This is a genomic window from uncultured Porphyromonas sp., from assembly GCF_900541275.1.
Classification (GTDB): domain Bacteria; phylum Bacteroidota; class Bacteroidia; order Bacteroidales; family Porphyromonadaceae; genus Porphyromonas_A.
In genome coordinates, this window is sequence record NZ_UQJH01000026.1 from 1 (window position 1) to 16496 (window position 16496).

Below are 16496 nucleotides of genomic sequence, written 5' to 3' on the forward strand. Positions count from 1 at the left end.
GCTACGCCCCTTGACCCGTGGCTAAACACCGTGCACCCCTGCCGGGGTGCCTCGTTCCCCACCCTTCATAATGAGTTGAATGGCTTCTGTAATGATCAAATGTGTCACCCCTGTCCGTTCCCCCAGGGGTGACGCATTTGAGCTCTACTGCAAAGAAGTGACAATCCCTATCGCTGTGCAATCCCGACTGCCGATCCCGCAGGGGCGGAGCCCCGGAGGGATCGTCGGCTTTTAGCCCGGGTGTCGAGGCACGAAGTGCCGAAGACCCCGGGTTACCGACGATACGCCTTATATATACGACCCCGTTAGGGTGTCGCACTCCACGGGCAAGCTTGATAGTGCGACACCCTAGCGGGGTCGTGGGGCTTTTTTCCACCGAGCTATCCCGGGGTCTTCGTCGGGGCTTGCGCCCCTCCTTGACACCCGGGCTAAACACTGAGCACCCCTGCCGGGGTGCCTCGTTCCCCACCGTTCATAATGAGTTGGTGGACTTCTGTGCTACTCAAATGCGTCACCCCTGACCCGTCTTCTCGGCAGACCGGGCGGGAGGGGCGTGATAAGTTTGGATATGTGCGGGATAAGTCGTACCTTTGCACCACAAAGCAAGGGAGGAAAGACATATCGCGGGGTGGAGCAGTGGTAGCTCGCTGGGCTCATAACCCAGAGGTCGCAAGTTCGAATCCTGTCCCCGCAACTACTGAGGTACGACTATCTTCTATGAGGATGGTCGTACTTTTTTTGTCTCCTAAGGGACCGACACGCCAGGGGTGACGCATTTGAGCTTTAGGGTAATCATATGCCAAGGGGGCTTATCCGGGAGGGACCCGAAGGGTGCTCGATCCATAGGCATCGGTCATCCGCGAAGCGGTGACCGATGTGCCGAGACCCGCCCCTACCCCCTCGACCCCTTGTGGGTCGCCGAGCAGAAATCCCCCTTTCCGACGACCACGCCGGGTGTCGCACTTATCAGGGAGTCAGGCAACCAGTGCGACACCCTTGCGGGGTCGCGGTGTCGTTTGTGATGCCTTAGCCACGGAGGGATCGTTGCCTTTTACCGCAGGGAGACCTTAAACAAATCCAAAAACGTCACCCCTGACCGACCCGCCGGCGAAGAGGAGAGGAGTCGTTCCATCCAGCTGACAGGGACAGCCGAGAGCCCCTGTCCCGGGGCCGACGTCCCGAGGGCTCCTCTACAGTCCCATTTCTAATACCGATATTAGAGATCACTAATACCGATATTAGAGATTACTAATACCGATAAAAGAAATGACTAATATCGGTATTAGGGATGCACCTCATCAGGCAGGGGGAGACTCCCTTAGCCACCGGACCCCAAGCACTCCCCCCCTCTCTCTCTGACCTTACCATCAGCCGCTTAACCAGCAACCACAGGTCTCACCGCCTGCTCCCTATCATCCGACGCCCTCCGATGTGTCCGACACCCTGGCGCCACCTGACTCCCGGCGAGTCGGCTCGGGAGGCTCTGCATACACGAAGCGCCCCGCTGCAGTCAGAAGGCTGCAGCGGGGCGCTCACTATCAATGGGGATGCGCTCAGTATCGACCGAGCATTAGTTCAGATCCTTATCCTGCACACAGCGGACGGAAGCGCCGAAGAAGGCGTTGTCCGGCATGAGCGCTGCCTTGAGCGAGCCATCGGCCGTGGTCTTGATGCTGAGGAAGATGCTATTGCCGTCGCCGTAGAAGAAATTGAACCAGTAGCGTCCCTCATACCCCGGCTTCATCAGCTGAGAGAAAGCACTACCATCCACATCGGGGACATCATTGGAGGCCTGACGGTAGCCGGCGTAGGGGAACCATACATTGACGTTGTCCTCGTTGATGAAGTACACTCCGTTATTGTATGGAGCCTTGTAGTCCTGACCTGCCTTGCGGACCGCTTCTGGGTCATCGGAGTTGATGAAGGTATCCTCCAGCCCTGCACTGTAGAAGTGGGGATCACGTGCCATGTGCTGGACCAGCTCATTCACCTCCCGATAGGCTGCCGTACGCCAACCCTTAGGGCAGGGATCGTAGGCACCCTTCGTTGTCGCCTCCTTCAGCGGGTCTCGCTCCATGGAGTTATCCATTTCAGCCTTGGCATTCCATGCGTTCTCCGGAGCAGAATTAGCGTCAGTGAAGTAACTACGTGCCATAAGAGTTGCGGGCATGCACCCACCGAAGTAGCCGTCTCCCTGAGGACTCGGCTTAGCCCCCTTTGATACGTAGGCAAAAAAGTCTGGATAGCCGGCATAATTATGGTTTACGAAGGGGAGATTGGTAGTAGTAGCGCCATAGATCAATTTCTTCGTTTCTGCTCTATGCTTGGCGTAGCAGGCAAACGTATTTTCTCCAAATGCTATCGGGACAGCAGCCGGATAGAGCAAATACTCTATCGCAGTAGTATTGTAGCCATCCGGCATACGATAATAGCCCGCAGGAGAGTAATCCACCATATCTTTCCTAGCAGTACGCATCAGGTTGCGATCGATCCACTTGGTGTCGCCGATCACGACATACCCCCCTTGGTAGACAAGGATGTCCAGAGAGGCCCGCTCACTGATGATCCGGACGAGGCTCTGACGAGCCTTGTACAGTCCGTTGAGTGGCTCCACGCGGTTCTCCTTGATCGTGACGGTAAAGTAGCCGTTGTAGCCGACGCCGGTCGTGCCGGTGTCGGTGCCTATGGATGGGTCTGAGTGGGAGAGCCATCCGTCGTCCTTCACCGGACTCTGGACGTGCCAGGGAGTGACGCTTCGGACATTGACGGTGTAAATGAGGTCGCCGACTTGATTGAGAGGTGTCTCGATGACTCGGAAGGTACGACTCAGGTCTTTCTCTCTGGGTGAGCCCTCTGGATAGACGATGTCGTAGTCGAGTGCCTGTCCGGAGGTGATCCGGATCGTCTTGAAGTCGATCAGGGTACCGGTTTTGGCATCTGTAAGCTTCACCTTGACGAGAGCCTCACCGGTATTCTGCCCCAAGTTGAGCTTCCTCGTGGAGAGGAGTATTCGCCCATCCTCTCCCACGACCCCTGAGGAGGGACTGTAGCTAACCCAATCCTGATGCTCGGGAGAGTCCCCGGTGAGATAGCTGACGCCGACGATCTCCCACCTATTACCCGGTCGGTAGGCATCCACTCTCACCTCGAAAACCTCATCACGACGGCTGTCAGCCGAGATAAGTGAGGGGTAGAGCAGGAGCTGATCACGCAGCACTTCATCGGGTGTCTGGTCGATGGAGATACGCAGGTAGAGGTTGGGGTAATTGGCGACACCTATCTTATACTCCACGCTCCTCTTGTAGTTGCTGTCGATGAGCTGCTGCTCCGTCGCCCCTCTCCACCGGTCATCGATGTAGAGCCCGCGGAAGTCGTACTTGAGATCCTTTACGCCAAATCCGAGATCACCGTCTCCGACAGAGACGTGATCCACCAATCGGGCATTGATCCAAGAGATGTTGTCGGGATCGCTAAAGGGATACTGAGTAGTCCCATCCCCTGCGAATGAGTACTTCTCCTCTAAGATCCTAAAGCCCTTGAACTCGGGGATATTCGTCCGCACGGTGATCTCTTCGGTGAACTGTCGGTCATTCGGATCTGTGGCATACTTCTTACCACCCACCTCATACTCGTAACTGGCTCTGGTACCATGGTGTACGAAAGCTCTGGTAGAGCTGATGAAGTACTCTCCGTCCGTAATGATCTGCTCCGACTGCTTGATGGAGCGCTCGAGGGTGGTGACGCCGAGGATCATATTGACCGGACGACGCTTGATGGCATCCTCGGGAGTGTTGTAGCCCCTCCCGTTTACCTCCTTGATCTCTATGGTGTAGATGGAGTTGCGACGGACGATCCTTCGACCTCGCCGATCCATTAGAGCAAAGCGATACCAGCAAGTCTCGCCGTTGTAGCGGGCCTTGATGAGCACACCACCACCGATGTTTTTATTCTCGAGTGTATTGGGCAGCTCGCTCTCATAGGTGATAAGAGTAACCGTGGAGGACTGTGACTCCATCGTCACCGCTTCCTCCGCGACCATACTCGGCTGCCCATCAGGGGTGATGGGCGTGTCGGCACGCTCGTTGTCGCCTGCGGTAAATGGGACAACGTGCGAAAAGAGATAGGACTTCAGCGGGCGTATCGGTACAATGGCGAGGATCTCGAACTGATTATCCTTCGGAGTCGCATTGGTGATATTGATCTTAGATACGATGCGGCTCAGCACCACATCGACGTGGTGATCCCTTGCCGGGGTAAGGTCTCGGGATCGTCCCGTCATCAGATAGGGACCGGCGATGGTAGGCTTGTCCTCCACCACCTTGTCTGTCAGCTCACTTACTTTCTCCTTTCCGGTGAGCCATCCCTCCTTGGCATTGGCGACGACAAGCACCTGATAGGTCGCTGAGGCATTCTTGTAGGAGATGGCTCTGTGGAGGATGCCGGAGGACTTGCCTACGGTGATCCGCTCATGGTACTCGGGTGCTGTCTTCGGTGCATCGGTAGTGTCCAGGTGATCGCCCTCATAGAGATAGATGTCGAGGGTCTCGATCTTGGTCTCTGCCTTTGTGTCTCCCCCCTCCGTACTCCTGAGGGAGCCACTATTGTCGGGGAGGAGGATTGACAGCTCTATCGTCTGGTCTCCTCCCTCGGGATCGACCTCATCACCCCAGAGCCTATCCTGGCGACACCCCGTGAGGGTGAGGGACAGGAGTGCCAGGAGTGAGAGCAGGAGCGTATGGGAGAGATTTCTTGTCTGTATCATGGTCATGATGTCAGTCATTTATGGGTTTACGCTACGGACGCATCGGACGGAGGAGGTGAAGGCCCAGGTCTCGGTGTGCATCCAGACCTTGGTGGGAGAGAAGTAGAGCAGCTGAGACTTGATACTGCCGGTGGCATTGGGATTCACCAGCTCATAGGTCTTGTAGGCTCCGGTGACTCCCATAGTGCGGATGTCGGCGTGATTGAAGGGTCGATAGCCGGCAGCCGGGAGGTACCAATGAACGCCTGTACTGGAGGAGCGGGTCATCGGATCAGCCACGAGGTAACGCCCACTATTATTCTCGCCCATCTCTCCGTCAATGGCGGAGTAGGTCTCATCGAGATTCATCAGCGGCGTAGGCTTGCCGTACGTCTTGCCGAGGAGGTCTACGAGTGACTCCAGCTGAGTCTTGGTCGGGACGTGCCATCCCTCGGGACAGGGATTGACGAAGGGCTCATTATCGGCTATGATGTTCTTGTCCCTATATACACCATTAGTCTGATCCCATGAGATGTACAGCTTGACACGATAGGTCGGATGGACGTAAAAGTACCCAATGTTATCCTGATACACTTGTCCTCTATAGATCTTGCCTGTGTAGTAATTGCTGTAGAGCCCGACCGACTTTTCCTCTGTGTCTCCTTGAGCATAGCCGCTCGTGGGAGCTCGACTGAAGAAGTACCCGTCAGAGCCGTATCCGTTAGGCGTAGTGGCAGAGTTGGGGAGGTAGGTGCGATTATTCAGGGCGTAGACGCCATAGACATCAGTTGTGTGACCGATAGGGATGGCATAGGGGTAGAGAGTCGAGTTGATCTTGGAGTCCTTGTACGTTGTATTGGCGTAATAGGCGGGTACCTTGTAGAGCTTGTCTGTCTTATCGATCGCCTCCTCGTGGTTGGCATAAGAGTAGCCGGACTTGAGGTTGCGATCAAGCCAGTAATTGTCACCGATCTTGACGTAGCCACCCTGATAGATGATGATGTCGCGTACAGCCATCGCTTCGCGACTGCCCTTGACGTAGCCCTTCAGGGAGATGTGTGCCTCTCGAGCCGGGAGGAAGTGATCCACCTTCTGGGATGTGGGGCGCTTGGAGACCTTGACGGAAAAGGAGCCATCTTTAGTCCCATTTGCGCCAGTGATGGTGACCCAGTCTATCTCGGAGCCGTCAGATGCGGGCTCCTTAGAGACCTCCCACCGGAGATTGGACGTGACATTGACCTTATAGGTATAGTCCTGCTCGCTATCCCATCCGAGAGGGGTCTCGATGACATACTTGTTTCGACGCATATCAAGAGGCACGGCATTCGCTTCCGTGGACTCGGGGTAGACGATATTATAGTCCAGCTGGAACTCGCGGTAGACTCGGATCGGGAGCTTGTGGAAGACTTGACCTCCGATCTCACCTCCATAGAGAGTGATCGTGGCCACATCAGGCTCCAGATCTCCCATGGCCTTGGTGTCGATGTAGAGTATGTCTGTGCCGAGCTGCTGTCGCCTCTTTGCTAACTCAGCGGCATCGTACTTACCCGGCTTGTCATCTCTCCAGAGATCAACCGGGTCTCCGTGGTCGTCGAGGACGAAGATGCGCTCGATGAAGTCTCGCCCACTCGTAGAGGGGGTGACACTGAAGAGACGCCAGCCCAGCTTGGGGAGGTTGGTCGTGATGCGTGTCTTTAGGTACTGGACCTCCTTGGCGGTGATCTTGAAGCGGTCGGGCGAGGCTGCCAGCCGTACCACATCCGGGTAGAAGCGGTTGATATTATCCTGTGTGATGGAGTACTGCACCTGCAGATCGTTGGTGTGGATACCTGTCGCCCTTACCCAGCCGAATGCGCGTCGCACATCATCGGCTACAAGAGAGTGGTACTGGTAGACCCCGACATTGAGCGTGTAGCGTCGCCCGGGCTTCTCGTTGCCCTCGTAGGCAGGCTGCAGGGTGGAAGTGGCCCATGCCGCAAGGTGTTGCTTCGTCTCGCTAAAGGTCCCCTCCGCAGGCGCGATCAGCTTGAGTCCCGGAGCATTGGTGTAGACGTAGGTGAGCTCGTCCATCTGCTCGCGGTCAAATTGGAAGTTGGACTTCTCGATCCGGAGGAAATATCGACCGAAGAAGACCGTCTCAGCTGTACCGACATTAGTCCACTCGGCAACCGTGTAGACAAGAGACTCGCGATTACGATCCTCTCCTGATCGGATGGCTGCCACAGCAGCATCGAGGGTATCGTATCCGTCTGCGGTGAGCTTCTTTATCGTTACCCGATAGAGTGTATTGGCGGCAAGGGACTGGGAAGGCTGACTACCATCCTTGGGCGAAAAGAAGTAGTAGTTATCCAATCCGGAGGGATTCTTAGCCTTGAAGACAACGTATGCACGCTGCTCTGATGCCGTAGGGTAAACATAAGCCCTCTCCCCTGTCGCATGGGTGGTCGTGGAGGTCAGAGTGGCAACGCCGGTGAGGGGGTCGCCGGCAAGAGTAGCTCCCTTGGGCGCATTGACGAGGTAAGTCTCGCCTATGGAGATCTCTCCCTCACCCCTTAGCTCGATGGCAGCGGCAAGACGCTTGACGCGGACTTCCCCGGTGACGATGCCGGAGGGATTGGCATTCAGCTCAGCCGTCCCATACATCACCAAGGGGGGGCGAGCGGTGTCGTCCGTCTTCATGACGGGGAGAGAGGAGAGGCCGTCCAGTGTTAGACCTGTGAGACTTGGATAGGTGACGGCACCCTCTGCATTGGCAACAACGGCAACCTGGAATGTACGACCGGTACCTTTGTATGGGATCTGGTCTACCGTGACAGAGATCGTGCCTGTCGCTCCTGCAGTGACCGTCTGTCCGAGGGCAGATCCGACAAGCGTTGTGCCGGCTTGGTCAAAGATGAAGACATCCACTTTCTCAATCTTATTCTCGGTCTCCGTGCCCACTTCATTGGCTCGGAGAATCTCCTCTACTCGGGGATTGTCCGGAGTGATCCTGAGGGAGAGCCCCGTCAAGCCATTTCCGGAGCCGGGCTCCTGCCCCCTCTCCGCTGTACAGGAGGCGAGGAGGGTGATTGCCACAAAGAGCAGGATCAGAGGTAAGACTTTATTCTTGATCATCATATCCATTTGTCCCATCAGTTGTTGTTCCTAATCTTGATGCAACGGACGAGGAGACCGTTTGTCGTATTTCCCTTTTCGACATAGCTGTGTGGTGCATCGCTCCCGAATCCTACACTGCAGTATCCGCCGGACATGGGAGATGCGGGATCATAGAGTGCGTAGCAGGCTCCTGGAACTGCTGTCTCACCGATGAATAACCAGTTGCGTAGCATGCCGGACCCATCTCGCCAGCCACCGAGAGGCAGGTAGAAGGAGTGAGTCGGATCGGTGGTCTTGAAGAAGTAGCCCACGGCATTCTCGTAGTAGTCGCGACTCGCATAATCAGAATTAGTGAGGAGAGTGCTTTTCATCATAAGCTCAAACTCATCCTTGGTCGGCATCCGGTAACCCTCCGGGCAGGGATCAAGACCCTTGTCTTTCTCTCCCGGGATATGCTTGTACCACCGGGGCTGAGTGAATGTTGCCTTGTCGTACCAATCCTTTGGATGCACAATGTACTTGTGGAACTGAGGGTCGGCTTTTGGAGCTGTCTCCTCATGGGTATTGGGTGACACTCCCCAGGAGGTGGTGGCATCACCGATACGTCGCGGCTGGCGCCATGCCTGCACTTCTGAGACTTCACTTTCACTGAGGTTGGAGTTAATATTCCCATCGATGACGTTGATACCATTGTACTGATAACCATCGGGTACTCGTCCACTCTGGTAGAACGCTCCATTGACACGCACGCGGTCAAATCCGGTGATCTCTGCGGATCCGCCCCACTGAGTGTAGTGTGCATAGGAGAGCGAGCCCATGTTCCGGTCGAGCCACACTTGTCCATTCTCCAGTGTCAGAGCCTTGTATCCTCCCTGCTCCACACGGATGTAGGTTGGGTGCTTGGAGCCATCGTAGATCTTGATGGTGGCATAGCGGAGGATATTGAGCCTGTCAACCGGCTTTACCGATATCTTCAGCTCGCTGCTGCGTGACAGCTTCTCCACTTTGATCCAATTTCCTGTCGATGCAGCGGTCCCCCACGTGTCTACCACCTCGGGGACCCAGTCATAGTGGTGGGACTGTACCTTAATGGTAGTCTCAAGCGGTCCCGATGCCGCATCTCCCACAAAGGCGACATATTGCCGTGCAGTCACATAGAGTACCGGCATCTGTCGGATGACCACCACGAGTGGTCTGGAGTAGCCCTCAGGAGTGATCGTCAGCTTACAGGTGCGGACGCGATCATCATCTCCATCATTATCACTAAGGGTGTGGAATGCGACCCTTTTCGCTTGTCCGCTAATGGTCTCCGGTTGCTCGTCCATTGTCAGCCAGTCGGGGATCTTCCCGCCCTCAAAGTCGTAGGTGAGCTTTGTCGGAGTGGATATAAGCTGATCCATGAGGATCATAAAGTCTCCCTGTGCATCGGCAAAGGCATTCAGATCAACGGTGTCTCTCGTAAGTGCGATGTACTCATCAACGAAGTCTGCTTGCTCCTCCTCTACCGTCCAGTCCTTGGGGGTAATGGTGAGAGGACCGATAACCTTAAGCGACTCTCCGTAGAACTTAAGCTCATACCGGTACCACGTGTTGCGACGGATGGCATGGAAATCAGCAGCAGCACCCCTTTCGTTTGTCAGAGAAATGGTGTAGTCTCTGGTCTCTGTGGCGTTGGTTGCTCGACCGAACGTTAGTCCGAATGAAACCTCGTGGTTATCGTCAGCCTGGAAGAGTGAGGGGATATAGAGGTGGACGGCGGGATGAGTCTCTGTCTTCTCCGTATTCTCAGGGTCGCTTATGTACTTCGCATAGTAGGATCCTGTGAGTCCCTTGTCAGCGGCTGCCTCGGAGCGGAAGATCGGTGCCTTCCAGAGCTTCCCGATGCGGATCGGTAGAGTCCACGGTGTAGTCGACGGATCATCCGGGGTATTGAATGCTTGTACCTGCTTGTCGTCAAAGCGTCCCTTGATATCCCTCAGGAGTATTTCCTCGCTCTCCGTTCCGGCGGAGAGGGTAAAGTTTGTCGGCTCAGAGCCTGTCGGCGCAGTAACAGTGGCAGTGCTCTTAGTCTCTACGACGGAGATCTCTCCGGAGAGTGGAAAGAGTGGCTGAGCGTATCCGCCCATTCCCTTCAGCGAGTAACTGAGGAAGCGATAGTCCTTGGGTGTCAGTCCGTCCTTACTGTGATACTCCTCCTTCGTCTCATTCTTAGCCGTTGTCAGGCAGACATCGAGACGGGCAAAGGTGCGCTCCAGGCGGATATCGGGAGATACCACCTGCGGCACATCCGTACTGGAGGTGATGGCAAAGTCCTGTGAGCCGACCATAGGCATGAAGCGCCGAGGCAGCTTCGTCACCGTATTGGGCATCAGGTCGAGCGAAGTGAATGCGGTCTCCTTAGACGTGAGACCACGAGGATCAGCCGGGGAAGCGGTATTCTCAATCGCCGAAGTCAGGGCAGGGAGGGAATTGGCAACAAGGACAAACTTGTACGTGCCCGGCTCCAGCTCAAGGTCCATCGTCAGGGCACCCTCAGGCAGCTCCGTGGAGGCGAAGTGGCGCACGTGACTATTGCTCTGGCTCAGCTCATCAAGGTCAGTGATCGCTGAGAGAGGGCTTGATGTGTCCCCCTTGAGGCTCTTGCAGCCTGCTGCAAAAGCATTGGTGTAGTAGATCCAAGCGGACGAGGGCTCTGGAGCTCCCTCCGGGTAGATGTAGAGGACAGCGAAGTAGACAGCACGCTCGTAGTTGAGTCCCAGCTCTGCATGCGGCGTCCATATACCGCTACCGGGCACCTCACCCACCGTACCGACGGCACGTGTCGAGGGGCGACTGCCCGGAAGTGAGTAGGAGTCGATCGTGGCAGCGATGCGGACATGGCGTGACCCGCCATCGCTCTCACCGGTGGGGCCACTCTCGCCCACCTCCTTGTGGCAGCCCGAGAGCGCCACTAAGAGAGCGAGGACCACCCCGGCGATCCCCGGATAGCGGAGACCTATCTTATGATAAATAGTCATGGCTATGCTCAGAAGTCGAGATTACGGAAAACGAGGTTCCAGTCGAGGATGCGAGCCTGTACAGCGAAGTAGGTATCCTTGGGCTTGTCCTCCATGAGGCGGATCCAGATATCGAAGTCGTGATTGCGCTCCAGGCGGAAGGGATTAGCCGTCTCCGCAAAGGGTCCATCGTAGCAGATGTAGTCCTTCAGCAGGTCAAAGGAGTAGACCACCTTGTGGAGGTCGGTGTCAATGATCTCGATGGGGTAGTCGAGCGACTGATCCAGGAGGAGGATATCAAAGAGACCCCGGATCGCCTTACCATACTTACCGGTGGCATCCTCGATCTTGGTGGTGTACTCAAATTGGGAGTCGGGTAGCAGGTTCCCCTCACCGGTGTATCGGCTGTTCTGCGCCCTGAAGCGGATCGTGTACTGATGGTCGGGATTGAGCCCCTCGACGATGATCTTCACACGATTGGTGATCTGGCGGAAGTCGATGTGGACAGTGTCGAAGACTGTGCCGATACGCTCCTGCTGATCGAGGATCTCCTTAGCCTTGCCGGCATAGAGTGGCGAGGCACTGGCCTCCAGGGTGCTGCCCTGCTTGGCGAGGGAGACCATCATCTCGCTGAGAGGTGTCCCGGGCTTGAAGCCCGTGAAGTCGTACTGCGCAAGGTTGGAGCCACTCCAGGCATAGAAAGTGGTCTTATGCCCGGGGCGATAGAAGTCCGTCTTGATGCGGTATGAGGGGATAAAGGCGGAGGGCTTGTCAGCGATCTCCGTGATCAGCTTACCATCCTCGTCAAAGGCGAAGACCCGAACCTCCTTGACGGTCTCTGAGTAATTGATCGTCTGCGGATAGAGGATGTCGAAGGAGAAGACAGTTCCCTGAGGACAGTCGGAGAGGTCCTCCTTGATGCTGCAATGGCAGCCGGCCACGAAGAGAGAAGCGACTGCGACGGCCAGCATCCCTCTGAGAGACTTGATCGTATGGTGCGATGAGTTATTCATTGCTCTATATCTCTTATATAAATTGTTGTCTTTATTACTTCAGCTCCAAGGTATGGTCCATCGTATTCCACTGGAGCGGTGTGGCTGTGATGCGGATCACATTCTCCCGGCCATTGATGGGAGGAATATTGGGCTCCGGCTCCCAGGGATTATCTCCCGGCTTGGGGATATTGGGGTCATCAGGATCGACGGGGTCGTAATTGAGACCCAGACCGGTGATGCTATTGAGGATCAGGTCGTAGATGTTATTGCGGCGGGTGTCGCAATTAAAGACCGGTCCCCCTTCCTTAGTACGCTGCTCATTGAGCGGAGAGAGGTAGACCATCTTCCCACCCTCATACTTGCGGATCTTACTATTACCTCCTGCACGAGCAGCGAGGAGCGTGTCGTAGATGGTGTGGTCATCGATACCGTAGTAGAAGGTCGTAGGCTGGTCATGCACCAGGAGGAAACTCCTCTTGGTAGCCTTACCATCGGTCGAATAGTAGTCGTTTCCCTCCCTGATCGTCTGATTCTTCTTATCCTCTTCGGAAAGAGCTTTAAACCACTTTGTGTCGGTCACATCGACCCAGTACCAGCGGTCAGTATAGGTCTCTGCAGCATCTATGTCCTTCAGCAACTGTTGGTCGAGGAGCTCCGGTGACTGCGGTGTGCCGGATGTAGCAGCAGGATCGCTCTCAGTAAAGCCGTCGACAGCCTCGTCCTGCGTTGCAAAGACCTTGTGTCGGAGGAAAGTCACCTTTTTATTGTCGATGCGATAGCCCTTGGTAGGAGTCAGACCGGCATAGATCTTTACATAAGTGACATCCTTGTAGGTGACAGACTTATCATAGGGGGTAGCTGCCTTAGTCTCATTGAGGGCATGCTCGAGGAAGTAGATCCCGTCCTTTGTAGAGAGACCATGATCGTTGTTCTCCACCTTACCAGACTCAAAGGTAGAGATGGAGCGAGCCTTGAAGTTATCAGACAACCCCTCGTTGGAGAGCTTCATCAGGTCGTAGCCCCCCATGCTCTTTTCCTTAGCAGAGATGGTCTTGAGACCCTCGTACAGTCCATCATCACCGAGATGAAGACTGCCCGCATTATCGGTGAAGAGGTAAGCGCTCTTAGCTGAGCCTGCGATAGCCCAGGTCATTTTATCAGGCTGGAGGAGGCCATAAGTCTCCTTCATCTCCTCACCCGTCATATCCTTGGCGCGACGAAGCTGAACCTTAGAGACTACTCGCTCCACGTCAAGCCTCACATCCGTGCACTTATCCTCGGCGAGGGTGTAGAAATTTTTACTCTTATTGCCAAAGGTGGAGCTCATCAGGAAGCTCTTCCCGATCATCCGATCGATATCGGTGAGCGAGACAGTCGACTCACTGGTATAGTCGCTGCCGCGGAGACCCAGCCGAGAGCTATTGATCACCGCAGCGATGCGATGACGGGAGTTGGGGTTGTCCAGCTCCTCCTCAAACTTAGCACTCCACTTATTGCCACCCTTAGGGTTAAAGCTGCGCGAAGCAGTCAGCCCGAAGTCCTCTCCGATGAAGAGCTGCCCATCGCGGATCTTATCCTCAGGGTCGATGCCGGGCACATCTATATCCTGTGCGTCGGTGATGGCGCGGGCTCCCGTAGCGAGGGTGCGAGGGGTGACCTGCAGCTGTATCGCGGAGCGATGACCGTCGGTCGGCTCATCGGAGTGTCCCTTGCAGCCGGCAAGAGGCAGCAGCATCAGCGCCGAGACGACCAAGTGAGGTAGTATGTACTTCTTCTTCTGCATGATGAAGTTTTTTATGGCGGCACTCTCACCGGAGCGCCATTACTTATTGCTTTTGGTGGGTAGGGGAGCGGTCAGGCGCCCCTACCCTGTGCGGGGCTTAGGAGCCCACGCTATTTATCTCCTAATCATTACGGATCAGAGACCGGAGGTGCCACCGGTAAAGTCGAGAGCGCGTTGGACGAGGTTCCAGGAGAGCACCGTGCACTCTACCTGCAGGCAGGTCTTGGTGTTGTTGACAGGAGGGTTGGTAGGCTCCGGCTCGAAGGGGTTGTCCTCACCGGGGGTGGGGATATTCGGGTCACCGGGGGTCTTACCCTTGTCGGGGTTATTCGGGTTGTTCGGATCGTTCGGATCGTTAGGATCGATCGGGGTGATCGTCTTAGGATCATTAGGATCACTCGGAACCAGCTTACTCGGATCCTTCGGAGTGTCGGGATCGTTGGGGTCGTAGTTGAAGCCAAGACCGGAGATGGTGCGGAGCTTCAGGTCGTAGATGTTGTTACGACGGGTGTCGCAGTTGTAGACCTTATTGACCTCACCCTGGGCATTAAGCGGAGAGAGGTAAACGACGTTGAAGTCCTTATCAGCGCCCCAGTACTTACGGATCTTGGTCTGACCGTCAGCGAGAGCGGCAGCGAGGGTATTGTAGACAACGGCATCCTCACCATCACCGGCAGCGTAGAACTCACCTGCCTTGTCGTGCACGAGGTAGTAAGCGGTCTCAGCATCACGATCGGCGAGGACAGCAGCCTTCACCTTCCTGTTGATGTTGTACCACTTAGAGTCTTTGCGGACTACGATGAAGTAGTAGCGATCGCCGAAGTCAGCCTCAGTAGCCTCCTTGACGTCAGCTGCCTTGAGACCGGCAACGTAGAGCTCTGAGGCCTTAGACATGTCAGGCTTCTCAGTCTGTACCTTGGCATCAACCTTCTTACCCTTCTTGATGTTGATCTTACCGTAGACCTTGACATAAGCAACGTCACCGTAGGTCACCTTGCTGGGCTCGTAGGGAGTGGTTGACCCCTTTACGGTCTCCTTGAGGGCATGCTCGAGGAAGTAGATACCATTCTCAAGGGACTTACCATTCGTCTGCTCCGCGTTGAGGTCTACACCATCGGTGAGGACGTTGCGAGCCTTGAAGTTCTTCACGCCTGCCTCGGTGTCAGCCTTGTACTCGCCGACATTCGCAGCATAGTCGCTCTGCTTCATCAAGTCGTAGACCTTAGTGCCGGCAGTGACACCCTCAGCGGTCTTGCCAGCCTTGGCAGAGATCGTCGTAAGTGCGGGGTAAAAGCCGTCATCCGAGAGAGAGATATCAGCCTTAGTATTGCCGGCGTAGTCGGTGTAGAGGTAAGCCTGCTTGGCTGATCCGGCCATAGACCACTGAAGTGTGGAGGGATCGATGACACCATACTTCTTGGCGCCTTCCACATTGACCGTAGCCGCCCAGAGCTGAGCCTTGGAGACCACACGCTGGAGGGTAAACTTGAAGAAGTTCTTATTCTCACCCTTCGGGTCGGTCACGCCGTCCACGATCTCCTGAGTATTGGAGGCATCAGCAGCCGAGGTAGACATGGCAAAGCCACCGGTGGCAGAGGCCAGCTTATCGATATCGGCAATAGCGACCGTCTTGTCCTTGTCGAGGTCAGCCTTGGTAAAGCCAAGGGCAGCCATGTTGATCAGCGGAGTGATGGTCACGCTGGGAGCGGGGTTGGTCTTGATCACCTTGCTGGTCCACACGTTGTTGACGGGGGTGCCGAAGGGGATATCGATAGCGGCGCGATCGCTGATCAGGAGCTGACCACTCTTGATCGCATTCTCGGCATCGGTACCCTCTACCTCCTTGTCCTGACCATCAGTGATGGCACGGTTGCCCGACTGGGCCTTGAAGTAGGAGACGGAGAGCTGGAGACCGGTCGTGCCCTCGTCTGCAGGCTCTACGCCATTGTTAGTCTTGCTACAAGCCGTAAAGGCAAACGCCACGGCAGCTGCTGCAAGTACTGTTGCTACATTTTTCATAAAACTAAATGTTGTAAAACAGTGTGAGAAATAAATATTGTGATTGTAGTAATGTCTATTATAGTCTTATCGGGGGGGGCGCTTATCATCGGACGAGTCGGACAAGTCGGACGGGTCGGACGGGCACCGCTGTGCCCGGTAGATAAGTCCCTATCAGAGGCTCTCGACGAGCTTGCGGAGCTCAGCGAGGTTGTCGGCGGCACGCTTGTCGCCCTTGGCGATGGCCTCAGTAAAGCACTTCTCCGCCTCATCGTACTTGCCGGTGAGGGCAAGGGCGATACCGCGGTTGTTGAGTGCCTGTGCACGATTATCACTTGCCTTGTCGAGGAGAGTGACGGCCTCGGAGACCCGGCCGGCAGTAAGCTTAGCAGCTGCCGCATTGACAAGAGCGATGGGCTCATCAGGGAAGTACTTGGCGGCGATCCGGAAGGCCTCATCGTACTCCTTGGAGCCTATGCTGTAGCTGTCGGCAACGAGATACATCTCGTTAAGGCTAAGAAGCTTCGGATTAGTCTTGATCCGCTCGCGTGCCTCCTCGAGGTTGAAGCCTCGGACGGTGTAGCGGAAGGCGTAGTCCGTGCGACGTACCTTGGCGTAGAGGCCGGCGTCAGACACCAGCTCGCGGAAGGGGGCACCGCCATTGAGGGCGCGAACCTTCGGGTCGCGGGCGTCACCGCTGTAGTTGTCGATGATCTGCTGCAGGTCAGCCTTGTAGCTGAGGTCCGACTCGCGGACGAGCCTCTCCACGCCTGCCCAGTCCTCACCACGTCCGGCGATGGTCATGTCGGACCGCTTGATGCCGTGGGTGCGGCTGAGGTAGTCGGCAAAGGACTTCGCACGGCGCTCGGAGAGTGCCTTATTATACT

The 16496-nt window shown here is 55.8% G+C and carries 7 protein-coding genes and 1 tRNA gene; 1 reads left to right on the forward strand and 7 read right to left on the reverse strand.

The window, feature by feature from the left end; genetic code table 11:
• Positions 1-622 precede the first annotated feature (622 nt).
• A tRNA-Met gene (locus tag QZR17_RS07525) sits at positions 623-694 on the forward strand.
• A gap of 876 nt (positions 695-1570) precedes the next feature.
• On the opposite strand, the gene QZR17_RS07530 is transcribed toward QZR17_RS07525, so the two are convergent.
• The 7 genes from QZR17_RS07530 to QZR17_RS07560 all read right to left on the reverse strand — a co-directional run.
• Positions 1571-4762, reverse strand: coding sequence for a fimbrial protein (locus tag QZR17_RS07530; protein WP_297129582.1), 3192 nt, complete (start codon positions 4760-4762; stop codon positions 1571-1573).
• Between the two features lie 18 nt (positions 4763-4780).
• A complete protein-coding gene (locus QZR17_RS07535) occupies positions 4781-7873 on the reverse strand; it encodes a fimbrial protein (RefSeq protein ID WP_297129583.1) in 3093 nt (1030 codons plus the stop codon).
• Positions 7873-10854, reverse strand: coding sequence for a hypothetical protein (locus tag QZR17_RS07540; protein WP_297129585.1), 2982 nt, complete (start codon positions 10852-10854; stop codon positions 7873-7875). The genes QZR17_RS07535 and QZR17_RS07540 overlap by 1 nt, the downstream gene beginning before the upstream one ends.
• A gap of 8 nt (positions 10855-10862) precedes the next feature.
• Positions 10863-11846, reverse strand: coding sequence for a FimB/Mfa2 family fimbrial subunit (locus QZR17_RS07545; RefSeq protein WP_296158721.1), 984 nt, complete (start codon positions 11844-11846; stop codon positions 10863-10865).
• Between the two features lie 34 nt (positions 11847-11880).
• The gene (locus tag QZR17_RS07550) at positions 11881-13611 is read right to left on the reverse strand and encodes a hypothetical protein (RefSeq protein WP_296158722.1); all 1731 of its coding nucleotides are present in this window, start codon (positions 13609-13611) and stop codon (positions 11881-11883) included.
• 135 nt (positions 13612-13746) lie between these two features.
• Positions 13747-15630: a hypothetical protein gene (locus QZR17_RS07555; RefSeq protein WP_297129587.1), complete on the reverse strand. Its 1884-nt coding sequence runs from the start codon at positions 15628-15630 to the stop codon at positions 13747-13749.
• 153 nt (positions 15631-15783) lie between these two features.
• Positions 15784-16496: tetratricopeptide repeat protein (locus QZR17_RS07560; protein WP_297129589.1), on the reverse strand; the 713-nt coding region annotated here is incomplete at its 5' end.

Bases quoted from the DNA above. Each gene is read 5' to 3' on its own strand.
- QZR17_RS07555 (WP_297129587.1), bottom strand. From the start codon at position 15,630: ATGAAAAATGTAGCAACAGTACTTGCAGCAGCTGCCGTGGCGTTTGCC.
- QZR17_RS07540 (WP_297129585.1), bottom strand. From the start codon at position 10,854: ATGACTATTTATCATAAGATAGGTCTCCGCTATCCGGGGATCGCCGGG.
- QZR17_RS07535 (WP_297129583.1), bottom strand. From the start codon at position 7,873: ATGGGACAAATGGATATGATGATCAAGAATAAAGTCTTACCTCTGATC.
- QZR17_RS07545 (WP_296158721.1), bottom strand. From the start codon at position 11,846: ATGAATAACTCATCGCACCATACGATCAAGTCTCTCAGAGGGATGCTG.
- QZR17_RS07530 (WP_297129582.1), bottom strand. From the start codon at position 4,762: ATGATACAGACAAGAAATCTCTCCCATACGCTCCTGCTCTCACTCCTG.
- QZR17_RS07550 (WP_296158722.1), bottom strand. From the start codon at position 13,611: ATGCAGAAGAAGAAGTACATACTACCTCACTTGGTCGTCTCGGCGCTG.